This window comes from Lacimonas salitolerans, assembly GCF_042677865.1.
Lineage (GTDB): Bacteria > Pseudomonadota > Alphaproteobacteria > Rhodobacterales > Rhodobacteraceae > Lutimaribacter > Lutimaribacter salitolerans.
Genome location: NZ_JBHUDD010000039.1, coordinates 1 through 24121 on the forward strand (window position 1 = coordinate 1; position 24121 = coordinate 24121).

Consider the following 24121-nt stretch of genomic DNA (forward strand, 5'->3'; position numbering starts at 1 on the left):
GGCGGCATCTTCTCAAGCGTCGCGACCAAGGATTCTCATCCTGATTGACGCGCTCTTCTCATCAAGTTTGTCGCGCTACAGCTTCAGGTGTGCGATCTGCCATGAGCAGCTTAGCGGGAAGGCTGTGGTCCAAAAAGCAGTGAATCGATCTGCAATTGGCTACATCAGACCTGCTTCCCAGCATCACCCCTTCGCCAGCGGGTGGTGCTCCAGCACCAGTTCGCGCAGGCGGGCGTCGAGGACGTGGGTGTAGATCTCGGTCGTCGCGACATCCGCATGGCCCAGCAGGGTCTGGATGGCGCGCAGGTCGGCGCCGTTGGCCAGCAGATGCGTGGCGAAGGCGTGGCGCAGGGTGTGGGGCGTCACCTTGTCGGGGCTGACGTCGGCCGCCACGGCCAGTTCCTTGATCAGCATGTAGAACCTGTGCCGGGTCAGGTGGCCCGACGCCCCGCGGGACGGGAAGAGGTGACGCGAGGAGGCGGCCCCGCGCGTGCGGGCGTCCTCTTGCGCGGCATCGCGCACCGTCAGCCACTCGGCCAGTGCGGTGCGGGCGGGGGGCGAAAGCGGCACCATGCGCTCCTTGCCGCCCTTGCCCGCGACCAGCAGCATGCGCGGATCGCCGCGTGCGGCCGATACCGGCAGCGAGACCAGTTCGGTCACGCGCATCCCGGTGGCATAGAGCAGTTCCATCAGGCAGGTGTTGCGCAGCCGGTCATTGCCATCGCGCCCGGTGGTGCGGGCGGCGGTGAGCAGGCGGTCGACCTCGACTTCGGTCAGGGTCTTGGGCAGGCGCTTGTCGCGGCCCGGGCCGCTGATCTGGATGGCGGGGTTGTCCGTGCGCCAGCCTTCCTCAAACGCAAAGCGGTAGAGTTGCCGGATGGCCGAAAGCCGCCGTGCGCGGGTGGATTTGGCCAGCCCCTGCGCGTCGCAATGCAGCAGGTAGGATTCGACATCGGCGCGGGTGGCGCTGTCGAAGCCATGGGCGTTGGCGGTCAGCCAGTCGTGGAAATCGCGCAGGTCGCGGCCATAGGCCAGCCGGGTGTTGGTGGCGGCGCCCTGTTCGGCTGCGGCGGCTTCGAGAAAGGCCGAGATCCAGTTGTGGCCATGCATGGCGGTGCTCATCTTGCGCGGTTGCCCAGGATCAGGGTCTGCAGGGCGGCGCGGCGGGCGGTATCCTCGAGCCCGACGGCGCGGAAGGCGGCCAGCGCCTCGGCCAGCGCGCCGGTGTCGCCGGTCTGGCCGAGTTCATAGAGCGCGATGGCGGTCAGGATCGCCTCGCCCAGGCGGGCCTCTTGCAGCAGGGCGGTGATGTCGTCGGGCGGCGGCGTGGTGCCGAAGCCGCGGGCGATGGCGGTCTGGGTGGTGTCGCGGCCGGGGGTGTCGGGGCTGCCGCGCGCGATGCTGCTGGCAAAGCTGCGGGCGGGGATGTCGGGGCCCTTGGTCTTGGCGGCTTCCTCGTAGGCGGGGCCGAGCAGGGCCACGTCATAGGCCAGCGTTGCGGCCTCGTCGGTCAGGGGCAGGCGCATCAGGTCCGCGCCGTAGAGGTCGGCAAAGGGGATTTCCAGACGCGCGGCGCGCATGGCCCGCCAGGCGCCGGGCAGCGCCTGCGTCACGGCCCCCGGATCGCCCGAGCGCATGGCGGTGTCGAAGCGTTGCAGGGCGGCGACCCGGTCCCAGATGCCACCCGAGGCGGCGGGCAGGCGTTTGGAGTAGATCCCCAGCAGGCGGTTCACCGACAGCGCGCCGGTGCGGGCCAGCCGTTCGGCGGCGGTCAGCTCGGCCTTCCAGCCGACGGTGTCGCGCAGGTCGGCCATGGCAAAGGCGCGGGGCAGGGTGTTGGTGGGCAGCGGCTCGCCCACGGCCTCGTAGATGCGAAACAGCAGCGGGCTGGGCCGGACCGGGGGCAGGGGCGGCGGCTCGCCCTCATAGAGTTCGGGGTCGAGAAAGCGCGCCAGCATCTCGTCCTCGAGATCGGTGATGAACCCCAGCGCGCGGGCGGTGTCGAGCGTCAGCGCCGCCGCCGTCCAGTCGCCGCCGCGCGCGGTGCAGAAGATCCGCGCGGCATAGGACGGGCTGAGATGCGGACGCGCGCGCAAGGTGCGGCAGGCGTGATCCTCGTCGCCGGTCAGCAGGGTGGCATCGAACCAGCGTTGAAACAGCGGCGGCGTGGTTGCGCCCGCGCGCTCCAGCAGGGCCTGCGCGGGTTCCACCGCGCCCAGCCCCATCAGCGCGTCGATCCGCGCCTGCAGGAAAATCGCCTGCGGCCCGGCATCTGTCGGCGCGTCGGCCTCGGCCAGCAGCAGGGTATAGAGCAGCGACTGCATCGCGGGCAGATTGTCGACATGGCGCGCGGCCAGCAGATCGCGCAGGTCGGCGGCGCGGCTGGCCTGCCACAGGCTGCGCGGCAGGCCGGTGACGGATGAGGGCAGCAGCCCCACCGCATCGACGCGCACCTGATCCAGCGGGGTGACGTTCACGACGGGAATGGTGGCGGTTTCGGCCACCGGCGATTCGTTCAGCGGGGCCACCGGCGGCACCGGCACGGCGCGCGTGACGGGCAGGGCGGTGGGGGTGCTCAGCCAGTCGATCGCCGACAGCGGCGCGTCCTGCGCCGGCGCGGCCAGCGGCCACAGACACAGACACAGACACAGAAGCAATGCCAGACTATTCCGCATTCAGGATCACCGGCTGGCGTATCTCGTCCTGCGGGGGCGAGAAATCGGCCCCCAGGAACGGCCCGATATAGGCATAGGCAATCAAGGCCAGCCCCCCCAGCAGGACCAGATACAGTAAAAGCTTCAGTAGTCGTCCCATCGTGCCCGCCCGCCTGTGTCTTTGTTTTTGCAAGTTATAACTGGCATTTCGCCAAAGATCACGTCATTCAGGCGACAATATGAAAAAACGGCACCGACACGCCGACAAGGGGATTGATGGGCTGGCGTCTTAAGAAAACCGTGGTGATGGTGGGCATGATGGGGGCCGGCAAGACCGCCGTGGGCCGCGCGCTGGCGCAGCGACTGGGCGTGCCGTTCCTGGATTCGGATGCCGAGATCGAGACGGCGGCCAACCGTACCATCCCCGAGATTTTCGCTCGCGACGGCGAGGCGTTCTTTCGCCTGAAAGAGGCGCAGGTGATCGAGCGTCTGCTGACGGCGCAACGGGGCATCCTGTCGACCGGCGGCGGGGCCTTCATGGCCGAGAGCAACCGGAAGGTGATCGCCGACAAGGGCGTGGCGGTCTGGCTGGATGCGGGGCTGGATCTGCTGTGGCAGCGCGTGCGCCACAAGGAAAGCCGCCCGCTGCTGCGCACCGCTGATCCGCGCGCCACGCTGGCGGGGCTCTACCGCGACCGCGTGCCGGTCTATGCGCTGGCCGATCTGCGGGTCGATGTGCAGCCGGGATATTCGATCGAGGATACGGTGGGCCGGGTGGTCGATGTGCTGCTGACCCGCCCCGACGTGTTGGAGGCGAAATGAGCATCGAGACCGTGCATGTGGCCCTGCCGGGGCGCGCCTATGATGTGCATATCGGCCCCGGACTGCTGGTCCGGGCAGGCGCGCTGATTGCGCCCCTGCTGCACCGTCCGCGCGTGGCCGTGGTGACCGATGACACCGTGGGGGCGCTGCATCTCGACGCCTTGCGTGCGGGGCTTGCCGCATCAGGCATCGAGATGGTGGCGCTGTCGCTGCCGCCGGGCGAGGCCACCAAGAGCTGGCCGCATCTGCAACGCTGCACCGAGTGGCTGCTGGAGCAGAAGGTCGAGCGCCGCGATGTGGTGGTGGCGCTGGGGGGCGGGGTGATCGGCGATCTGGTGGGGTTTGCCGCCGCGATCCTGCGGCGCGGCGTGCGTTTCGTTCAGATCCCCACCTCCCTGCTGGCGCAGGTCGACAGCTCGGTCGGCGGCAAGACCGGCATCAACGCACCGCAGGGCAAGAACCTGATCGGGGCATTTCACCAGCCCGCCCTTGTGCTGGCGGATGTGTCGGTTCTGGGCACGCTGGCGCGTCGCGATTTTCTGGCGGGCTACGGCGAGGTGGTCAAATACGGCCTGCTGGGCGATGCGACATTCTTTGCCTGGCTTGAAGCCCAAGGCCCGGCCGCAGCCGATGGCGACATGGCCGCGCGCATCCATGCGGTCCGGCGCTCGGTCGAGATGAAGGCCCGCATCGTCGAGCGCGACGAGACCGAGCAGGGCGACCGCGCGCTGCTGAACCTCGGCCATACCTTCTGTCATGCGCTGGAATCGGCCACCGGCTATTCCGACCGCCTGCTGCATGGCGAGGGCGTGGCGATCGGCTGCGCGCTGGCGTTCGACCTCTCGGCCCGGCTGGGCCTGTGCAGCCAGGAAGATCCCAGCCGCGTGCGCGCCCATCTGCGTGCCATGGGGATGAAGACCGACCTGTCGGATATCGCGGGCGATCTGCCGGATGCGGATGCGCTGGTGGCGCTGATGGGGCAGGACAAGAAGGTGGTGGACGGCAAGCTGCGCTTCATACTTGCGCGCGGCATCGGCGACGCTTTCGTGACCTCCGATGTCCCGCCCGAGGCTGTCGGAACCCTGTTGCAGGGCGCGCTGGCCCAGAGAGGCTGACAAGTCGCGGCGACACCCTCTGCGTTTCCCCCTGTTCTTCCTCTCTCTGAAAGTATCCTGGGGGGTCTGGGGGGCAACGCCCCCCAGCCGGTCGGACAGGCGCAAGCCTGTCCGAAACCTTACGCGTCCGCCAGCTTGATCAGCGCATGACGCTTCTTGCCCGCCGACAGCTTGATCGGGCGCGCCAGCCGGGCGGCGTCGATCATCAGCCCGGCATCGTCCAGCGGAGCATCGTCGATCCGCGCGCCGTTCTCGGCAATCAGCCGCTTGGCGTCCTTGCCCGATTTCGCCAGCCCTGACCGCACGATCAGTTGCACGATGGACATGCCCTCGCCCAGTTCGTCCGCGCTCAGCGCCAGCGTGGGCAGGTCATCGCCCACGCCGCCGTGTTCGAACACCTGACGCGCGGTGGCCTCGGCTGCGGCGGCAGCCTCGGCCCCGTGGCAAAGGGTGGTGACGGCATTGGCCAGCACCACCTTGGCGGCGTTGATCTCGGACCCGTCCAGCGCGCCCAGGCGCTCGCATTCGTCCAGGTCGATCTCGGTATAGAGCTTGAGGAACCGGCCCACGTCGGCATCGGTGGTGTTGCGCCAGAACTGCCAGAACTCGTAGGGGCTCAGCATGTCGGCGTTCAGCCAGATCGCGCCGCCGGCGGATTTGCCCATCTTCTTGCCGTCGCTGGTGGTCAGCAGGGGCGAGGTCAGGCCATAGATCTCGTGATCCAGCACCCGGCGGGTCAGGTCGATGCCGTTGACGATATTGCCCCACTGGTCGCTGCCACCCATCTGCAGAACACAGCCGTAGCGTCGGTTGAGCTCAAGAAAATCATAGGCTTGCAGGATCATGTAGTTGAATTCGAGGAAGGACAGCGATTGCTCGCGGTCCAGCCGCGACTTCACCGATTCAAACGACAGCATCCGGTTGACGCTGAAATGCCGCCCGATGTCGCGCAGGAAATCGAGGTAGTTCAGATCGTCCAGCCATTCGGCATTGTTCAGCATCAGCGCATCGGTCGGCCCGTCGCCATAGGTCAGGTATTTCGCGAACACCTGCTTCATGCCCGCGATGTTGTCGTCGATCTGGTCGGGCGTCAGCAGCGGGCGTTCGTCCGCGCGAAAGCTGGGATCGCCCACCTTGGTCGTGCCGCCACCCATCAGGGTGATCGGCTTGTGCCCGGTCTTTTGCAGCCAGCGCAGCATCATGATGTTCAGCAGGTGGCCGACATGCAGCGATTTCGCCGTCGCATCATAGCCGATATAGGTGGTGACCACCCCCTTGCTCAGCGCCTCGTCCAGGCCCTGATAATCGGTGCAGTCGGCCAGAAAGCCGCGTGTCATCATCACGTGCATGAAGTCCGATTTGGGGTGATAGGTCATCCGTCTTGTCCCTTGTGCGGTTGCGCGGCATGTATAGGGACCGAATGGGCAAAGGAAAAGGCCATGTTGCAGGGGCAGGTGATACGGGCACTGGGGGCGATGTCGGGCACGTCGCTGGACGGGGTGGACGCGGCTGTGGTCGAGACCGACGGCGTGACCATCGCGGGCTTTGGCCCCAGCGATTACCGGCCCTACAGCGCCGAGGAACAGGCCGTGCTGCGCGCGGGCCTTGGCCGCTGGCCCGGCGAGCCGGGTGTGGACGCGGCGGCGGCGCTGGTGCAGGAGGCGCATGCGCAGGTGCTGGAGCGGTTTCAGGACGTGGACCTTGTGGGGTTTCACGGCCAGACGCTGGCGCATGACCCCGCCGGGCGCGGCACCCATCAGGCAGGAAGCGGTGCCTGGCTGGCCGACCGGCTGGGCCTGCCGGTGGTCTGGGATTTCCGCAGTTCTGATGTGCGGCTGGGCGGGCAGGGCGCGCCGCTGGCGCCGTTCTTCCACTTTGCCTGCGCGCGCTGGATCGGGGCCGACGCGCCCTTGGCGTTCCTCAACCTTGGCGGGGTGGGCAACCTGACATGGATCGACCCCGCAGCCCCCGCGCCGGAAGCGCCGGGCGCGCTGCTGGCGTTTGACACGGGGCCCGCCAATGCGCCGATCAACGACCTGATGATGCAAAGGCGCGGGCAGGCCTATGACACCGGCGGTGCGCTGGCCGCGACGGGGCAGGTGGTGGAGGGCGCGCTGGAGCTATTCCTGGACGAGGGATATTTCCTGAAGATCCCGCCTAAATCGCTGGACCGCGACGATTTCGGCCTGATGCTGGACCTTGTGCGCGAGCTGAACGATGCCGATGCGGCCGCGACGATGACGGCGATGGCGGCCACGGCGGTGATGCAGGGGATGCAGTTCTGCCCCAGCCCACCGGCAAAGCTGCTGGTGACGGGGGGCGGACGGCACAACCCGGTGATGATTGACATGCTGGCGGCAGGGCTGGATTGCGATGTCGCCCCGGTCGAGGCGGTGGGGCTGGACGGCGACATGCTGGAGGCGCAGGCCTTTGCCTATCTGGCGGTGCGCGTGGCGCGCGGCCTGCCCACATCCTGTCCCGGCACCACCGGCGTGCGCGCCGCTGTGGGCGGCGGCGAGATCAGCGGCACGTTGCCCGGCAGTCGGCGGGCGTGATCCCGGGCCAGTCGGTCAGCCCCGGTCAGGGGGGCCGATCCGCTTGCCCCAAGCGTGCTGGAGCATGGTCTGCTCCGGGGCGGTGCGCCGGTTTTTGCCGCCGGGGGAGAAGCGCCCGAGACAGCCGGCAAAGGCCCGCGTCCCATCTTGCTGCAAGACAATCCTGTTTATTTTCAGCGGCTTGCAAAGTCCTGCCAACCTGTTCTGAAGGCTTCACGGACCTGTGGCCGCTGATACAGACCCGCACCACGGGGGCCTGTGTGGCAGAGCGCGTCAGCTTTCCTGTCGGCGCAGCGCGGGTGATCCTTCGTGCTGTGTCTTGCGGTCGCGTTGCAGCAGATCGTAGAGCACCGGCGTCAGGAACAACGTCAGGACCGAGGCCAGAAAGAAGCCGCCTATGATGACGATGCCGATTGCGGTGCGACTTGCGGCACCTGCTCCGCTTGACAGGACCAGGGGCACGGCCCCGAGGACGGTCGAAAGGACCGTCATCATGATGGGGCGCAGGCGCACGGTCGCGGCCTCGATCACGGCCTCGCGGACGGGCTGGCCGTCGTCCCGCAGCTGATTGGCAAATTCCACGATCAGAATGCCGTTCTTGGCCATCAGGCCGATCAGCATGACCATGCCGACCTGCGTGTAGATATTCACCGCTTCGCCCAGAGCGAAAAGGGTCAGCAAGGCCCCAGCAACCGCAAGCGGCACAGACAGCAGGATAACGACCGGTTGCACAAAGCTCTCGAATTGCGCGGCGAGGACCAGAAAGACCACCAGCAGCGCGAGGGCAAAGGTCAGCGCGATCCCGCCCGAGGTTTCCTGAAAGCTCTTGGCCTGACCTGAATAGGAGATCTGCATTTGCGCGGGCAGATCTGCGGCGATCCGTTCCACTGTTGCAATCGCAGAGCCCAGATCGACGCCATCGGCCAACGAGGCCGATAGGTCGACCGCGGGCTGGCGGTTGAACCTGTTGAAGGCCGCGACCGAGGCGCGCCGTTCCAGCGTGACCAGCCCGTCGAGCGGCACCAACGCGCCACTCTCGGCGCGCACATTGATGCCACGCAGATCCTGTGCGGCTGCGCGGCGTTCATCGGGCGCTTGCAGGATCACCGGATACTGGCGGTCCTGCGAGATGAATTCGGTCACTTCGGCCGAGGCGAAAAAGGTGCGGATCGCATCGGATATGTCGCGGGCAGATACGCCGATCTCGCGGGCAAGCGATCTGTTCACGTTGATATCATAGCCCGGCGTGTTCACCTCGTAGGCGCGGCGCACATCGACCACATCGGAACTGTCGCGCAGGGCATCGGCCAATTGCCTGGAATATTCGGCCACCTGATCGAAGCCGGGGGCGGTCACGATGATTTCGAGCCCCGAATCGCCGCCGGCATCAAGGCCGGACGGTGCGAAGGCGCGGATATCGGCGCGCGTGATCTGCGCGAATTGCGGGCGCAGTTCCGAAAGCACGTCGCGGGGGCCCATCTCGCGCGCATCCCAAGGGGCCATGGTGGCCACGAGAAAGGCGCGCCCGCTTTCGCCGTATTGGCCGACAATGGCGATGACGTTATCGACGATGCCATCGTCGCGATAGGGCTGGATCAGATCTTCGACCTGCTGGACGGCAGTGTCGGTGAGGTCCAGCGCCGATCCTGCGGGCGCCTGCACGGAGACGAAGAAGATGCCGCGATCCTCGTCCGGTGTGAGCTGTGCCGGAAGCTGTTGGTAAAGCGTCCATGACATGCCGGTCAGACCCGCGCTGATGGCAAGGGTGATGACCGGCACACGGATCGCGCCGGTCAGCAGGCGGCGGTAACCGTTGGCAAGCTTGTCGGTGGCGGCTTTGACCATGCGGGCGAAACGGCTGGTATTCATCCCGGGCTTGAGGACACGACCCGCGATCACCGGACATAGTGACAGTGCCACGAAGGTGGAGAGCGCGACCGCGCAGGCAAGGGTGATGCCGAATTCCTGGAAAAGCTGGCCAATCTCGCCTTCGAGAAAAGAGAGCGGCACAAAGACCGCGATCAGCACGGCCGAGGTCGAGACCACGGCGAAAAAGACCTGATTGGCACCTGCGCGGGCGGCCTCGGCGGGGTGTTCACCGTTTTCGATGCGGCGTTCGATGTTTTCGAGCACGACGATCGCATCATCGACCACCAGCCCGATGGCAAGGATCAGGGCGAACAGCGTCAGGATGTTGACCGAGAACCCGGCCACGGCAATCGCGGCACAGGCCCCCAGAAGCGCGATGGGGATCGTGACCGCTGGCACGATGGTCGCCAGGATCGAGGTCAGAAAAACAAAGATGACGGCCACGACGATAGCGACCGAAATGGCCAGTGTGGTCGCCACCTGCCGGATCGAATCCTCGATGAAATCGGCATCATCCGAGGTGATCTGCAAGGTCGTGTCATCGGGCAGATCGGACTGGATGTCGGTCACCTCGTCGTTCACGGCGTCCGAAATGGTCAGCGTGTTGGAGGCCGATTGGCGCAGAACGCCCAGACCGATTGCCGTTTCGGCATTGGCGCGAAACTGGCTGTCATCGGTTTCGGTCCCGATCTCGATCCGCGCCACATCGCCCAAGGTCACGTGTCCCGTCTGCGTGCTGCGCACGACGAGACCTTCGAATTCTGCGGCGCTGGTCAGGCGGGTATCGGTGCGCAAAAGATAGTTGCGGGCGGTGTTCTCGAACTGGCCGGCGGGCAATTCGAGGTTGTTGGCGCGCAGGGCATCGGCGATTTCGGTGGCGGTCACATCGCGCGCGGCCATCGCCTCGGGGTCAAGCCAGACGCGCATCGCATAGGGACGGTCGCCATATATCTGCACGGCAGCGACACCGGCCAGCGTTTCGAGCCGGTCGGTGATGAACCTGTCGGCATAGTCGGTCAGTTCCTGCGCCGAGAGGTTCTGCGAGGTCATGGTCATCCAGATTATGGGATCGCCCTGACTGTCGTTCTTTTCGATCCGCGGCTCTTCCGCCTCTTGCGGCAGGTCTTGGGACACGGCCTGCACGGCAGCGCGCACATCCGAGGCCGCCTGATCCACATCAGCACCCTGCTGGAAGGTGATGACGGTGCGCAGGCCGCCAAGTTCGGATTCCGTCGAAAAGCGGTCGATGCCGGCGACGGTCGAGATCGCGCCGTCGACCACGGACGCGAGTTCGTTATCGACCACCCCCGGCCCTGCACCGATATAGTCCACGCTGACGGTGACCTGCGCGGTGGTCGTGTCGGGCAGTTCGCGCACGGGCATCGACGTCAGGCCCGTGATGCCGAGGATGACGATCAGGATCGACATGACCGTCGCCAGAACCGGGCGGCGCATGCAGAGGTCGGGAAGGGTCATTGAGCATCCTCCGCCGAAATCTCCTTGGCCACCTCGACCGGCGCACCATCGCTGAGCTGGTCCCACCCTGCGATGACGATCCTATCATCGGGCGAGAGCCCGTCGGTGATCTCGGTCAGATCGCCAAGCGACTGGCCGGTTTGGATACTGTTGCGTTCGGCGGTGTCGTCGACCACCGTGTAGACATAGGTGGACAGGCCCTCGCTGATGATGGCGTCGTCGGGGATGGCGAGGGCCTGGTAGGTGTCAAGGACCAGGCGGGTGCTGGCGAACATGCCGCCGATCAGCTGCTGGTCGGGGTTGTCGATCTGTGCGCGGATTTCAAAGCTGCGCGTGCCCAGGTCGATCTCGGTGCCGCGCAGGGTGACCTCGCCGGCGAAAACCTCGTCGGGATAGGCAGGGGTGGTGAGCTCGAGGCTTTGTCCCGGGGCGACGCGGTCGTAATATTGTTCGGGCAGCGCAACGATCACCTCGACCGCGGTCAGATCCGAAAGGCGGGTGACGGGTGCGCCTGCTTCGAGAAGTCCGCCCACCTCGGCCTCGATCACGCCGAGTGTGCCTGCGAAGGGCGCTGTGATCGCGCGGTCGTCCGTGGCAGTGGCAGCCGTCATGACAGCGGCTTCGGCGCGGCGCAGGGTGGCGCGGGCCTCTTCGAGTTGGGCTTGGGCGGCGGCATTGCTCTCGGCCAGTTGCGTGACCCTTTGCAGTTCCTGCTCGGCCTCGTCGAACGTGGCTTGGGCGTCGGCGAGGTGGGCGCGTTCGGTGCGGTCGTCGAGCTGGATCAGAAGATCGCCCTCTGCGACCTCTTGCAGGGACGAGACCGGCAGTTCGGCGATCCGGCCCGCCGCATTGGGCACGATATCTACGCGGCGGACGGGGCGCAACGAGCCGATGCCGGTGACCTGTTCGTCAATGTCGCGCATCTGCGGGGTGGTGACATCGACCCTGATCGCCTGCCGGTTTCGCGCATCGCCATCGCCTTCGCCGTCCGGGTCGGACAGCAGCAGTTGCGTGCCGAATGCGCCTGCGGCGACGCAGGCCAGAACAAGGCAAAAGCCGATGAAGATTTTGCCGGTGCGGATCACGGGGTTTGTGTCAGACATACCGGTCACGTAGGTCATCAGCCAGTTTATCAACTTTGCGCAGGTATGTGCGCGGATCGGGGCCGATCAGCCAGATCCCGGCGGCAAAGACGAAAAAAACGACAGTGTGGATATCTGCCCAGACAGGCACAGGACCCAGCGTGACGGTGCGGCAGACGAAGCCGAAGACCCATGCCCTGGACGGTCGAGCCGTGATCTTGCGGGCAGTGGGCGTGGGTGATTTACTCTCGCATGAGAACCCGCCGACACGGAAAGGGCGGGCGTGGCGAGAGAGGTCGATGAATGTATCGCAAGGGTGAAGTCAGCTATGAACCACTGCCTCTGCCGGACAAGGTCCAGATGGCGGAGGCCGATGCCATCAAGGCCGCCGAAGCGTTTCGTGGCTACATGCGAAAGCGCCACTCGGTGCGCCATTACGACACACGCCCCGTTCCGGAGGCTGTGATCACCGAGTGCATTGAAGCGGCAGCCACGGCACCCTCGGGCGCGAACCATCAACCTTGGCATTTTGTCGCCATCTCGGATCCGGAGATGAAGGCCCGGATCCGCGCCGCTGCCGAGGAAGAGGAGAAGGATTTCTATGCCGGGGGCGGCGGTGACGAATGGCTGTCTGCTCTCGAGCCGATCGGCACAGGGGCCAGCAAGCCGCACCTGACCGACGCGCCTTGGCTGATCGTCGTATTCGCGCAGCGTTATGGAGTGACCCAGGACGGCATTCGCTACAAGAACTACTATGTTCCCGAAAGCGTCGGCATCGCCACCAGCTTTCTGATCGCGGCGCTGCATCATGCCGGGCTTGTCTGTCTGGAGCACACGCCGAACCCGATGAAATTCCTGCCCGAGCTGTGTCGCAGACCGGCCCACGAAAAGGCGGTCATGATTCTCCCGGTCGGCTATCCGGCTTCTGACGCAACCGTGCCGGCCGTTGCCAAGCGAAAGAAACCTCAAAGCGAGATCCTGACGGTTATGCGTTCGTCCGAAGAACCGGCATGAGGGTCTTGCGGATCTGCGTATCAAACCGCGACCGGTCCACGGCGCGGCCGCTCGAGATCAGGCCGACCGGCATGGTGGCCGAGCATGAAGCGCATCACGTAGGAGGTTGACGGCGGATGCGGCCGTTCTGCTTCGTGCGGATCCATGCCCTGAAGCACGGCGCGCCCTTCCGGTCGGGCCGTTCCATGATTGTTCCCATCGAGCTTTCCTTTCCGGTTTGTTTTCCGATGTTCAGGAGATCGATCCGGCATCCGGCATCCGGGCGGATCCGTGATCAGGGTTCGATATCTCGAGCGTGAGGTCGGGTGGCGATCGTGCGGACGCGTGAAGTCGTGGCCTTTCCCATGGGTGAGAAAAGCCTCGAAAAACGCGTCGTTTGCGGTGCAACAAATCGGGTTCGGTGCAACATTGTGTTGCACCACCCCCTGAAAACGGGGCAAACAGCCCCCTAATCAAGGAAAACGGAAACGATGTCCGATCGAGGAACGCCAACAAAACAAGGGAAATCGGACGTCCAGCGGGCGGCCCGCCTATCCGTGGCACCCATGATGGACTGGACCGACCGTCACTGCCGGTACTTCCATCGGCGCATCAGCGGGCAGGCCCTGTTGTATACCGAGATGGTGACCGCACCGGCGCTGGTGCGGGGCAACGCGCTGCATCTTGTGGCGTTCGCAAACGAGGAGCATCCCGTCGCGCTGCAACTTGGTGGCTCGGACCCGGGCGAGTTGGCGCAGGCTGCGCGGATCGGGGCGGCGGTGGGGTATGACGAGATCAACCTCAACTGCGGCTGCCCCAGCGACCGGGTGCAGTCGGGCACGTTTGGTGCGGTTTTGATGAAACATCCCGCACTCGTGGCCCGTTGTGTGCGCGCGATGCAGGACGCTGTTGACGTCCCCGTCACCGTGAAATGCCGCGTCGGGGTCGATGATCAGAACCCCGAGGAGGTGCTGCCCGAGTTTCTGGCCCAGATCGTGGCGGCGGGGTGCGAACGGGTCACCATCCACGCCCGCAAGGCCTGGCTCCAAGGCCTGTCACCCAAGGAAAACCGCGACATTCCCCCGCTGGATTACGATCTGGTCTTTCGCATGAAGCAGTTGTTTCCGCATCTGCAAATTTCCATCAACGGCGGGGTCGAGAGCATCGCGGCGGCGGCCGACCTGCTGGACGGCGGGGTGGACGGGGTGATGATCGGGCGCGCGGCCTATCACCGGCCGTGGGATATCCTTGGCGATGCCGACCGGGTCGTGTTCGGTCAGCAGCCCCCGGCAGGGCGGCGCGAGGATGTCGCCCGTGCCATGTATCCCTATATCGCGGCCCATCTGGCCGATGGCGGGCGGCTGAACCAGGTGACGCGGCACATGCTGGGCCTGTTTCACGGCCAGCCCGGCGCGCGGCAGTGGCGGCGGATCCTGTCCGAGAAATCCGTGGTCAAAGGCGCCGGGCTTGAGGTGATGGACGAGGCGCTGGCCGCGGTGACAGCCGAATCCCTGCGCGCGGCGGAATAGGGCAGTCGCGCCGCAGGTCATCAAGGCTCTGCTGCGCGCGGATCAGGAAATGGTCGGCGCAGGCATGACGTTTGCCACCAGGCCAGAGCGGTGGTGACGATTGCATTTTTGTGGGTAATCAGGAACCGCGCGGCGGCGGCAGTGCGGCGGGGCCTTTCCTGCGTGCTGCGGGCATGCAGGGCCCCGCGCTGTTCCAGCAGATCGACATCCGGGTGCTCGATGGCGGTGCCGGGCGCCATGCGCAGCACCCCGGCAAGCGCGGCGGCGCAACCGGGGTCCAGCCGCTCGCCTTCAGTGCGCGCGGCGTGATCGTGGTGCAGGTCGGGCAGCGCGGTATTCCCCAGATGGATCAACAGGATACCGGCCTGTGTGAAATCCACCGCCGTCAGGTCGAGAAAGAATGGGGCTTTAAGCGGGCAGGTGCACAGCCGCTGGCATCCGCGCGTGGCAGCGTGTAAGCGGTGCGGGCGGACAAATTGGGGGGAACCATGCCCGACACGATGCTTTTGATTCAGATGGTGATTTTGCTGATCGTGATCGGCGGGCTTGCGGGCGTGCTGGCGGGCCTGTTGGGGGTCGGCGGTGGCATCGTGCTGGTGCCGGCGTTCTTTTATGCCTTCCAGACGCTGGGCTATGACGGGCCACAACTGATGCAGGTTTGTCTTGCGACCTCGCTGGCGACGATCATCGTCACCTCGCTACGATCGGTCCTGAGCCATAACAAGAAGGGCGCGGTCGACTGGACCATCCTGCGCGGCTGGGGGCTTGGCATTGCCATCGGGTCGATCATCGGCGTTCTGGTGGCGGCCAACCTGCGTTCGGTCGTGCTGCAGGGGATCTTTGGCGGGCTGGGCCTGGTGATCGGGGCCTATCTGGGACTGGGCCGGTCGCATTGGCGGCTGGGCGAGGCGATGCCCAAGGGCATCACCCGGGCGATCGTGTCGCCCATGGTGGGCTTTTTGTCGGTGCTGATGGGGATCGGCGGCGGCAGCTTTGGCGTGCCGTTGATTAGCCTCTATGGCACCCCCATTCACAGGGCCGTGGCGACCGCCGCAGGCTTTGGCGTGATCATCGCCGTGCCTTCGGTGATCGGGTTCCTGTTCCTTGACGTGCAGGATGCGCCGCCGCTGACTCTGGGGGCTGTGAACGGACCGTCATTCCTGCTGGTGATCGCGATGACACTGATGACCGCGCCGCTAGGCGTGCGTCTGGCCCATGCTACCGATGCGGCCCGGCTGCGCCGGATCTTTGCCGTTTTCCTGACACTGGTGGCGCTGAACATGCTGCGCAAGGCCGTGGGGTGGTGAACCGCGCCGCCCTTGCAGGTCAGTCCTGACGATTCAGGCGGCCCGCACGACCGCCGCGCCGCTTTTGCAGCAGCGGCGCGCGGTCGGGCAGGGCGGCCATGATGTCGCGCCGCTCGGCCGGGGTCATCCTTCCCCAGAGCGTGATCTCGTCGATCGAGCGCAGGCAGCCGGTGCACAGGCGCGTCTCGGGGTGGATGACGCAGACCTTGATGCAAGGGCTTTCGATCTCGTCGCGTTTCCATATCTGGTCGGTCATTGCGTCGCCCTCAGATGTGCCAGACGGTCCAGCGTTCCTTGCAGGATATAGGACGCGGCGACGTGGTCGATCACCTCGGCGCGACGTTTTCGTGTCGTATCCGCCTCGAGCAGGGCGCGTTCGGCGGCGACGGTGGACAGCCGTTCGTCCCAGAACCCGATCGGCAGGTCGGTCAGCCGCGACAGGTTGCGCGCAAAGGCGCGGGTGGACTGGCAGCGTGGGCCTTCGCTGCCGTCCATGTTGCGCGGCAGGCCAAGGACCAGCCCGCCGATGTTGCGCGCGGTGCAGATCTCCAGCAGGCGGGCGGCGTCGAGCCCGAATTTCTTGCGCCGGATGGTTTCCAGCGGGGTCGCCACCGACAGCACGGTGTCGGAGACGGCCACGCCGATGGTGCGATCGCCCAGATCCAGCCCCGCCAGCCCGCGCATCGGCGGCAGGACGGTGGCGAAATCGGTGATCTCTTCGTGGATCATTCCGGCACGCCCGCGGTGCGCGCGGCATCCGTGACGGTCTGCAATGCTTCGCTATCCTCGGCAAAAGCTGCGCGGGCGGCCTCATAGGCGATCTGCGCGCCTTCGGTGTCGCCAAGCGCGGCGTAGGAGGAGATCAGCCGCGCCCATTCCTGCGCGCTGCCGCCCTCGGCATTCAGCCGCTCGGACAACCCGGTGACCATGCCGCGGATCATCTGCTGACGATCCTCGGGCGACATCTGCGCGGCGCTCTCCATCTCTGCGGCGCTGGGGCCGGGCAGGGCGGGCGCGTCGCCGGTCAGGCCCGCCGCCTCTGCCGCCTCGCGCACGGTGGCCAGCATGTCGGGTTCCGATGCAAAGACCTGCTGCGCCTCGGCCCAGATGGCGCGGGCGCGGGTGGTGTCGCCCAACTGCCCCAAGGCGTTGATCAGCTGCGCCCATTCCTGCGCCGACCCGCCCTGACTGGCCAGGCGGCTCATCAGCCGGTCGACCATGCCGCCGATCATCTGCTGACGCTCTTCGGGGGTCATGTCGGCGGCGTCGTCGATGTCCTGCGCGCTGGGGCCGGGAATCGCCGACAGGGTGGGTGCGGTATAGTTCACACCGGCGCGGGCGGCGATTTCGTCGATCTGGCTGAGGATCGGCGCGATCCAGGGCGCATCCGACGGCCCTTCGCTCAGCAGCGCATCCCATACGCGGAAGGCCTGATCGGGACGGTCCACCTGTGCGGCCAGCAGACCCATGTAATAGCGCGCCGTGCCGTTCGAGGGATCGCGCGCCAGCGCCGCGCGCAGGGCGTCTTCGGCTTCGGGGCTGACATAGCCGCCGGCGGCCAGGATCATCATGTCGGCGTAATCGGCGAAATCCTGACCCGCAGCCTCGACGCCGCGGATTGACAGAACACCTGCCTGCGCCTCATAGGCGGCGCGGAAATTGCCCAGGGCCGCTTCGTTCCGGGCGAGCAGCATCCGTCCCTGCAGGTCGGCAGGGCGCGCCGCCACGGCCTCCCGCAGGCGTTTGACCAGTTCAAGGTATTCATCGGGCGGCGTCTGCGGCAGGTCGGGCAGGGCGACACGCGCCTCGGCCTCTTCCTGCGAGGGGCGGTTTTCGCGGATCTCGCTGGACTGCGCGATGCGCATCTGAAGCCCCAGATCGCCATAGCCCGGCGCGCCCATCTGCCAATACAGCCCCAAGGCGCCTGCCACCAGCAGCACGCCCGTGCCCGCGGCCACGGCGCGCGACACGCCAGTCGGCTGATCGCCCGAGGCGGCAACATCGTTCAACTGCGCATCGGCGGCCAGAATGCGACGTGACACTTCCGAGCGGATCCGCTCGGCATCATCGGCACCGATCACGCCGCGCGCCATGTCGCGGTCGACCTCCTTCAACTGGTCGCGATAGACCTGCAGATCATAGGCGGCAGGATGCTCGGCATCGCGCCGCCCGCGCAGAACGGCCAGTGCCAGCAGGGCCGCCACGGCCAGCGCCATCGCGCAGATGATGATCCAGAATGTCATGTTGCCTCCCATAAGATTGACGCTGATTTAACCATCCGGGGCCTGACACAAAAGGGGTAATCTGACGCAGGTGCGCCCGCGCGACGGGCCATGTCGCAACCGCGCGACATTGTGACGTTTCGAAACGGCGCGGGATGGCGGTAAAGGTCCAGATAGCAAGGCAGCCGGGGCGCGACGGATTCGTCCGTCGCACCGGCCTGCCGCAACCACCTGACGCACCGATGGAGCGCCCCCGAATGACACGATACTCGGTCTTTGCCGTCGCGCGCGAGGCGATGCGCCATCACACCGGCTGGCAGCGGGCATGGGCCAACCCGGCTCCGAAAAAGCGGTATGACGTGATCATCGTGGGGGCAGGCGGGCACGGTCTGGCCACCGCCTATTATCTCGGGCGCAATTTCGGCATAACCAATGTGGCGATCCTTGAAAAGGGCTGGCTGGGCGGCGGCAACACCGGGCGCAACACCACGATCATCCGCTCGAACTACCTTCAGGATCCGTCCGCCGCGATCTACGAGAAATCCCGCAGCCTGTACGAGGATCTGAGCCAGGACCTGAACTACAACATCATGTTCAGCCCCCGTGGCGTGATGATGCTGGCCCAGACCGAGCACGAGGTGCGCGGCTACCTGCGCACCGCCCATGCCAATGCCCTGCAAGGGGTGGACACGCGGTTCATCACGCCCGCCGAGGTGAAAAAGCGCGTGCCGATCATAAACCTTGACGGCCCGCGCTATCCTGTTCTGGGCGCGCTGTGGCAGGCCCGCGGCGGCACCGCGCGTCATGATGCGGTGGCCTGGGGCTATGCCCGCGCGTGTTCCGACATGGGCATGGACGTGATCCAGCAATGCGAGGTCACCGCCGTGCGCCGCGACGGGGGCCGCGTAGTGGGCGTGGACACCACCAAGGGCGCCATCGATTGCGACAAGCTGGGCATCGTGGTGGCCGGGCACTCGGGCGTTCTGGCCGAGATGGCGGGGTTCCGCCTGCCCATCGAATCCGTAGCCCTTCAGGCGCTGGTCTCTGAGCCGATCAAGCCATGCATGGATGTCGTGGTGATGGCCAACACAGTGCATGGCTACATGTCGCAGTCCGACAAGGGCGAGATGGTGATCGGCGGCGGCGCGGACGGCTACAACAACTACACCCAGCGCGGCAGCTTCCATCATATCGAGGAAACCGTGCGCGCCCTGATCGAGACCTTTCCGATGATCAGCCGCCTGAAAATGCTGCGCCAATGGGGCGGCATCGTGGACATGACCGGCGACCGCTCGCCCATCCTCAGCAAGACCCCGGTCGAGGGCGTGTTCATCAACTGCGGCTGGGGCACCGGCGGGTTCAAGGCCATCCCCGGCAGCGGCTGGGGCATGGCCGAGCTGATCGCCAAGGGTCAGTCACCTCTGACCGACGAGTTCTCCATGTACCGCTTCCGCGAGGGGAAATTCATCGATGAAAGCGTGGCGGCGGGGGTGGCGCATTGATGGGCATGCCTATTGCAAAATTCTCGGAAGAATTTTGCCAAGAGTTTTCAAAAACTCTTGGCATTGACCTAAAGAGGTTCCGTTCATGCTAACCCTCCAATGCCCCTGTTGCGGCCTCAATGCCGATGAAACCGAACTCCACCCCGGCGGCGAGGCGCATCTGACGCGCCATGGCCCCGGCAGCACCGATGACGATTTCGAGCAATACCTGTTCCTGCGCGAAAACCCACGCGGGGTGCATTTCGAACGTTGGCGCCACGCCAATGGCTGCGGCAAGTGGTTCCATGCTGCGCGTTGCACGCAGACGCTTGAAGTGTTCGGCACCTACACCGCCCAGACCGCCGAGCCGCCGCAACCCATCCGCGACGCCATCAGCGCGAAACGCCCCGGCTGGTCCTGGCGGGGGCTGTCGTGATGCGCGCCTGCTGTCTTCCTCTCTCTGAAAATATCCCGGGGTCCGGGGCAGCGCCCCGGGGCCAGCCACGCACGAAAGGCTCAAGATCATGAGCACGAGACTAGCCAAGGGCGGCCGCCTGCTGGATCGCGCCACGCAACTGCGGTTCAGCTTCAATGGCCAGCGCCTGACCGGGCATGCGGGCGATACGCTGGCCTCGGCCCTGCTGGCCAACGACCGGATGCTCGTCGGGCGCAGCTTCAAATACCACCGCCCGCGCGGGATCGTCGCCTCGGGCGCCGAGGAACCCAACGCGCTGGTCAACCTTGGCCGGGGCAACCAGCTGGAGCCCAACCAGCGCGCCACCACGACCGAGCTTTTCGCAGGGCTCAGCGCGACCAGCCAGAACCACTGGCCCAGCCTGGAATTCGACGTGGGCGCCATCAACGCGCATCTGTCGCGCTTTCTGCCCGCCGGGTTCTACTACAAGATGTTCATGTATCCGCGCGCCTTCTGGAAGCATGTCTATGAACCCTTCATCCGCCAGTCGGCGGGCCTTGGCCGCGCGCCGGATGCCGCCGCGCGCGATCAGGACACGTATGAGCATTTTCACGCCTTCACCGACCTGCTGGTGATCGGCGGCGGTGTTGCGGGCCTTCAGTCCGCGCTGACCGCAGGTCGCGCGGGCGCGCAGGTCCTGCTGATCGAACAGACCGCCCATTGGGGCGGGCGCGCGCCGGTCGATGGTGGCACGATCGACGGCCAACCGCCCGAGGTGTTCATCGACGCCGCCGTGGCCGAACTGGCCGCCATGCCCAACGTGCGGATGCGCCTGCGCACCATGGGAGCTGGGGTTTATGACCACGGCTATGTGCTGGCCTATGAACGGGTCAGCGACCACGCCCCCGGCACCCCCGGCCCGCGTCACCGGCTGTGGCGGCTGCGCTGCCGTCAGGTGATCACCGCCACTGGCGCCATCGAACGACCGCTGTCTTTCGCGGGCAACGACATTCCCGGCGTGATGCTGGCCAGCGCCGTGCGCGACTATGCCGTGAACTATGGCGTCTCGATCGGCGACCGGACCGTGATCGTCACCAACAACGACGATGCCTATCGCACCGCCATCACCCTGCGAGAACTGGGGCTGGAGGTGCCCGCCATCATCGACGCGCGCCCGCAGCCGGGCGGCGCACTGGCCGCACAGGCCCGCGAGATGGGCATCCGCATCGAACAAGGCCGCGCCATCGCCAAGGTCACCGGCGGCAAGCGTGTCGAGGGCGTCAGCATATGCCCGCAGGCCGGACAGGGTGCTGCGGTGCAGGACATCGCCTGCGACGCGGTGGCGATGTCGGGTGGCTGGTCGCCGGTGGTGCACCTGTGGTCGCATTGCGGCGGCAAGCTGCTGTGGGATGCCGGTCACGCCATGTTCCGCCCCAACCCCGACGCAGTCCCCACCGGGGCGGCGGGCGAGGCCGTGGTGATCGCCGCAGGCAGCGCCAATGGGCATCTGGGTCTGGGCGATGCACTGGACGACGCCACGCAGGCCGGGTTGGCTGCGGCGACGGCCCTGGGCCTCAAGCCGAAACAGGCCAAGGGCGCACCGCAGGCGCAGACCACCGACGAGGCCCCGATGACGCCCGTCTGGCTGATGCCGCAGGGCGCGGGCTATGACCTGCGTTCAAAAACCTGGCTGGACTTCCAGAACGATGTAAAAGTGTCCGACGTGCAACTGGCCGCGCAAGAGGGCTTTGAATCGGTCGAGCACGCCAAGCGCTATACCACGCTGGGCATGGCCACGGATCAGGGCAAGCTGAGCAATATCAACGGTCTGGCGATCCTGTCTGATGCCTTGGGTCAACCGATCCCGCAGACCGGCACCACCACCTTTCGCCCACCCTATACGCCGATCAGCATGGGGGCCATCGCGGGCGAGGCGCGCGGCGCGGTGTTCCAGCCCATCCGCCGCACGCCCCTGCAGGACTGGCACGAGGCGCAGGGCGCGTATTTCGAACCGGTGGGCCATTGGCGCAGGCCCTATTGCTATCCGCGCCGTGGCGAAACCCATGCACAAGCCGTCGCGCGCGAGATCAGCCAGACGCGCGGCGCGCTGGGGCTGCTGGATGCCTCGACCCTTGGCAAGCTTGTGGTTAAGGGCCCCGATGCGGGGCGGTTCCTCGACATGCTATACACCAACATGATGAGCACGCTGCCGGTCGGCAAATGCCGTTACGGGCTGATGTGTTCGGAAAACGGTTTTCTGATGGATGACGGCGTCGTCGCCCGCATCGACGACGACACATGGCTGTGCCACACCACGACCGGCGGGGCCGAGCGCATCCATGCCCATATGGAGGAATGGCTACAGACCGAGTGGTGGGACTGGCAGGTCTATGTCGCCAACGTGACCGAGCAATATGGCCAGATCGCCGTGGTAGGCCCCAAGGCGCGCACGGTGCTTGAGGCGCTGGGTGGCATGGACGTGTCGCGCGAGGCGCTGCCCTTCATGGGCTGGGCGGATGGCGTATTGGCGGGTATCCCGGCCCGCGTCCATCGCATCTCGTTCTCGGGCGAGCTGTCGTATGAGATCGCCGTCGATGCGGGCCAAGCCCGCGCGCTGTGGGACAAGCTGCTGGCAGCCGGGGCCGCGCACGATGTCATGCCCTATGGCACCGAGGCGCTGCATGTGATGCGCGCCGAAAAGGGGTTCATCATGATCGGGGACGAAACCGATGGCACGGTGATCCCGCAGGACCTGGGCCTTGGCTGGGCGATCTCGAAGAAAAAGACCGACTACATCGGCAAGCGCGCGCAGGAACGTCGGCACATGACCGACCCCGCGCGCTGGCAGCTGGTGGGGCTGGAAACCGTGGACGGCAGCGTGCTGCCCGATGGGGCCTATGCCGTGGCCGAGGGCCGCAATGCCAATGGCCAGCGCAATACCCAAGGGCGCGTGACGTCCACCTATCACTCGCCCACGCTGGGGCGCGGCATCGCCATGGGGCTGGTCCTGAACGGGCCGGACCGCTTGGGCGACCTGCTGGAGTTTCCCGGCACCGATGGCAAGACCACCAGGGCCCGGATCGTGAAGCCGGTGTTCTTTGACAAGGACGGGGAGAAGCAGAATGTCTGAGGCGGTCAGCGCGCTGGCAGGTGCTACGTTCGACGGGTTGGTGCAGGTGCACGAGGCCGGGGTGGAGGGCATGATCACCCTGCGGACGCAGGCGGATAACCCGCAACTGGCCGTGGCTTTGCGCGATGTGGCGGCGGTGGATATGCCGCCACAGCGCGGGATCGTCGCGGCGGGTGAGACCGCCGTGGCGTGGATGTCGCCCGATGAATGGCTGGTGATGCTGCCCTATGGGCAGGCGCAGGACGGCGTGGCGCGGTTGCGCAGCGCGCTGGCAGGCACGCATCACCTGGTCGAGAACGTGTCAGACGCGCGAGCGCTGTTCGTGCTGTCGGGCGAGGACGCCCGGCTGCGCGAGGTGCTGGCCAAGCTGGCCCCGGTCGACCTGCACCCCGACCGCTTTGGCCCGGGCGAGATGCGCCGCACCCGTCTGGCGCAAGTGCCCGGAGCGATATGGATGCCGCAGGCGGGGCAGGCGCGGGTGGTCTGTTTCCGTTCGGTCGCGCGATACGTGTTCGACCTGTTGTCGGTGGCCGCCAGCCCCGGCAGTTCGGTGGATCATTTCGGCTGAGGCTCAGCGGGCCAGGAACCCCTGCAACGCGGCAAGGGTTTCGTCCGGGTTGGTGTCTACCATGAAATGCCCGCCCGGGATCGCCTGTGCGCGCATGTCGGCCAACCGCCCCGCCCATGTGCCGGGCACGTCATAGGCCCGCGCCATCGGCCCGTCGGCACCATACAGCACCAGCGCCGGGCATGTCACCTGCCGGTGCAGATCGGCCCGGTCCAGCGCCAGATCGTGATCGATCGCCGCGCGATAATCGCTGCACATGCCGCGAATGGTGTCGGGGTCGCGCCACGCCGCGCGATAGGCGTCAAGCTGCACATGGTCGAACCCGGCCAGCCCGGAATCGCCCCAACCACCCAGACAGGACTGGAAATACTGATCCGGATCATGCCCGATCAGGGTTTCGGGCAGCGGCGCGGGCTGGGCCAGAAAGAACCAGTGATAATAGGCGCGCGCCACCTTTGTTGTCAGTTCGTCCAGCAGCATCTGCGTCGGGATGATGTCCATCAGCGTCACAGATGATATGGCATCTGCATGATCCAACGCCATGCGATGCGCCGTGCGCGCGCCCCGGTCATGGCCCACCAGATCGAAACGGTCATGCCCCAGATGCGCCATCAGCGCCGCCATGTCGCGGCCCATCTCGCGAAAGCTGTAATGCTCGGTGCCCACCGGCTTGCCCGAGGCGCCATAGCCGCGCAGATCGGCGCAGACCACGGTGCAGGTCTGTGCCAGCGCAGGCGCCACATGGGCCCACATGGCATGGGTCTGCGGAAACCCGTGCAGCAGCAGCACCGGCGGGCCATCGCCGCCGGTGACATAGGCGATATCGGTGCCGTTCACATGGGCGGTATCGGCGGTGAATGTGTCGAACATCGGTGGCTCCTCTTCCCTGTGCGCCGCAGCTTA

The 24121-nt window shown here is 66.3% G+C and carries 20 protein-coding genes and 1 pseudogene; 10 read left to right on the top strand and 11 right to left on the bottom strand.

All coding sequences use genetic code 11. The annotated features are described in order from the left end of the window. Window positions 1–183 precede the first annotated feature (183 nt). From ACFTOW_RS05090 to ACFTOW_RS05100, 3 genes are read right to left on the bottom strand one after another with little or no spacing between them, the layout of a single operon-like run. The gene (locus ACFTOW_RS05090; protein WP_379913722.1) at window positions 184–1122 is read right to left on the bottom strand and encodes a tyrosine recombinase; all 939 of its coding nucleotides are present in this window, start codon (window positions 1120–1122) and stop codon (window positions 184–186) included. Next, entirely contained in the window at window positions 1119–2675 is a 1557-nt protein-coding gene (locus ACFTOW_RS05095) for a hypothetical protein (protein ID WP_379913724.1), read from the bottom strand. The genes ACFTOW_RS05090 and ACFTOW_RS05095 overlap by 4 nt, the downstream gene beginning before the upstream one ends. Next, window positions 2665–2814: a hypothetical protein gene (locus tag ACFTOW_RS05100; RefSeq protein ID WP_379913726.1), complete on the bottom strand. Its 150-nt coding sequence runs from the start codon at window positions 2812–2814 to the stop codon at window positions 2665–2667. The genes ACFTOW_RS05095 and ACFTOW_RS05100 overlap by 11 nt, the downstream gene beginning before the upstream one ends. 116 nt (window positions 2815–2930) lie before the next feature. Here ACFTOW_RS05100 and ACFTOW_RS05105 point away from each other — a divergent pair, with 116 nt between their 5' ends. Together ACFTOW_RS05105 and aroB are read left to right on the top strand one after the other, a co-directional pair. Continuing rightward, a complete protein-coding gene (locus tag ACFTOW_RS05105; RefSeq protein ID WP_379913728.1) occupies window positions 2931–3476 on the top strand; it encodes a shikimate kinase in 546 nt (181 codons plus the stop codon). Continuing rightward, window positions 3473–4591 carry a 3-dehydroquinate synthase gene (gene aroB, locus ACFTOW_RS05110; RefSeq protein ID WP_379913730.1) on the top strand — a complete coding sequence of 373 codons (1119 nt, stop codon included), beginning with the start codon at window positions 3473–3475 and terminating at the stop codon, window positions 4589–4591. Before ACFTOW_RS05105 ends, aroB begins: the two co-directional genes overlap by 4 nt. Before the next feature lie 119 nt (window positions 4592–4710). Here aroB and tyrS read toward each other — a convergent pair whose 3' ends face one another. Next, on the bottom strand, window positions 4711–5967 hold the full coding sequence (gene tyrS, locus ACFTOW_RS05115) for a tyrosine--tRNA ligase (protein WP_379913732.1): 1257 nt from the start codon (window positions 5965–5967) through the stop codon (window positions 4711–4713). 63 nt (window positions 5968–6030) lie between these two features. Here tyrS and ACFTOW_RS05120 point away from each other — a divergent pair, with 63 nt between their 5' ends. Next, window positions 6031–7146: an anhydro-N-acetylmuramic acid kinase gene (locus tag ACFTOW_RS05120; RefSeq protein WP_379913734.1), complete on the top strand. Its 1116-nt coding sequence runs from the start codon at window positions 6031–6033 to the stop codon at window positions 7144–7146. Between the two features lie 273 nt (window positions 7147–7419). Here ACFTOW_RS05120 and ACFTOW_RS05125 read toward each other — a convergent pair whose 3' ends face one another. Then, window positions 7420–10491: an efflux RND transporter permease subunit gene (locus tag ACFTOW_RS05125; protein WP_379913736.1), complete on the bottom strand. Its 3072-nt coding sequence runs from the start codon at window positions 10489–10491 to the stop codon at window positions 7420–7422. Continuing rightward, window positions 10488–11594: an efflux RND transporter periplasmic adaptor subunit gene (locus ACFTOW_RS05130; protein WP_379913739.1), complete on the bottom strand. Its 1107-nt coding sequence runs from the start codon at window positions 11592–11594 to the stop codon at window positions 10488–10490. The genes ACFTOW_RS05125 and ACFTOW_RS05130 overlap by 4 nt, the downstream gene beginning before the upstream one ends. Window positions 11595–11876: 282 nt before the next feature. Between ACFTOW_RS05130 and ACFTOW_RS05135 the strand changes: the two genes are divergently transcribed. Then, a complete protein-coding gene (locus ACFTOW_RS05135) occupies window positions 11877–12587 on the top strand; it encodes a nitroreductase family protein (protein ID WP_379913741.1) in 711 nt (236 codons plus the stop codon). Window positions 12588–13057: 470 nt separating this feature from the next. After that, the gene (gene dusA / locus ACFTOW_RS05140) at window positions 13058–14095 is read left to right on the top strand and encodes a tRNA dihydrouridine(20/20a) synthase DusA (protein ID WP_379913743.1); all 1038 of its coding nucleotides are present in this window, start codon (window positions 13058–13060) and stop codon (window positions 14093–14095) included. A 20-nt stretch (window positions 14096–14115) separates the two neighbouring features. On the opposite strand, the gene ACFTOW_RS05145 is transcribed toward dusA, so the two are convergent. Then, the gene (locus ACFTOW_RS05145; protein ID WP_379913745.1) at window positions 14116–14475 is read right to left on the bottom strand and encodes a hypothetical protein; all 360 of its coding nucleotides are present in this window, start codon (window positions 14473–14475) and stop codon (window positions 14116–14118) included. Window positions 14476–14583: 108 nt separating this feature from the next. Between ACFTOW_RS05145 and ACFTOW_RS05150 the strand changes: the two genes are divergently transcribed. Continuing rightward, complete coding sequence (locus ACFTOW_RS05150) at window positions 14584–15402, top strand: sulfite exporter TauE/SafE family protein (RefSeq protein WP_379913747.1); 819 nt, start codon at window positions 14584–14586, stop codon at window positions 15400–15402. Between the two features lie 19 nt (window positions 15403–15421). On the opposite strand, the gene ACFTOW_RS05155 is transcribed toward ACFTOW_RS05150, so the two are convergent. The 3 genes and pseudogenes from ACFTOW_RS05155 to ccmI form a co-directional block, all read right to left on the bottom strand. Further along, complete coding sequence (locus ACFTOW_RS05155; protein WP_379913749.1) at window positions 15422–15658, bottom strand: DUF1289 domain-containing protein; 237 nt, start codon at window positions 15656–15658, stop codon at window positions 15422–15424. Continuing rightward, window positions 15655–16131 carry a Holliday junction resolvase RuvX gene (gene ruvX, locus ACFTOW_RS05160; protein ID WP_379913751.1) on the bottom strand — a complete coding sequence of 159 codons (477 nt, stop codon included), beginning with the start codon at window positions 16129–16131 and terminating at the stop codon, window positions 15655–15657. Before ruvX ends, ACFTOW_RS05155 begins: the two co-directional genes overlap by 4 nt. 296 nt (window positions 16132–16427) lie before the next feature. Next, window positions 16428–17645 (bottom strand): annotated as a pseudogene (gene ccmI, locus ACFTOW_RS05165) (c-type cytochrome biogenesis protein CcmI); the annotation flags it as partial. Between the two features lie 236 nt (window positions 17646–17881). On the opposite strand from ccmI, the gene ACFTOW_RS05170 reads away from it, so the two are divergent. The 4 genes from ACFTOW_RS05170 to ACFTOW_RS05185 all read left to right on the top strand — a co-directional run bounded on the left by ACFTOW_RS05170 (window position 17882) and on the right by ACFTOW_RS05185 (window position 23218). Beyond that, on the top strand, window positions 17882–19126 hold the full coding sequence (locus tag ACFTOW_RS05170; RefSeq protein WP_379913755.1) for a sarcosine oxidase subunit beta family protein: 1245 nt from the start codon (window positions 17882–17884) through the stop codon (window positions 19124–19126). 85 nt (window positions 19127–19211) lie between these two features. Further along, on the top strand, window positions 19212–19541 hold the full coding sequence (locus ACFTOW_RS05175; protein WP_379913757.1) for a sarcosine oxidase subunit delta: 330 nt from the start codon (window positions 19212–19214) through the stop codon (window positions 19539–19541). A gap of 88 nt (window positions 19542–19629) precedes the next feature. Beyond that, complete coding sequence (locus ACFTOW_RS05180) at window positions 19630–22650, top strand: sarcosine oxidase subunit alpha family protein (protein WP_379913759.1); 3021 nt, start codon at window positions 19630–19632, stop codon at window positions 22648–22650. After that, window positions 22643–23218: a sarcosine oxidase subunit gamma gene (locus ACFTOW_RS05185; RefSeq protein WP_379913761.1), complete on the top strand. Its 576-nt coding sequence runs from the start codon at window positions 22643–22645 to the stop codon at window positions 23216–23218. Before ACFTOW_RS05180 ends, ACFTOW_RS05185 begins: the two co-directional genes overlap by 8 nt. 3 nt (window positions 23219–23221) lie before the next feature. On the opposite strand, the gene ACFTOW_RS05190 is transcribed toward ACFTOW_RS05185, so the two are convergent. Next, window positions 23222–24088 carry an alpha/beta fold hydrolase gene (locus ACFTOW_RS05190; RefSeq protein ID WP_379913763.1) on the bottom strand — a complete coding sequence of 289 codons (867 nt, stop codon included), beginning with the start codon at window positions 24086–24088 and terminating at the stop codon, window positions 23222–23224. Window positions 24089–24121: the final 33 nt, after the last annotated feature.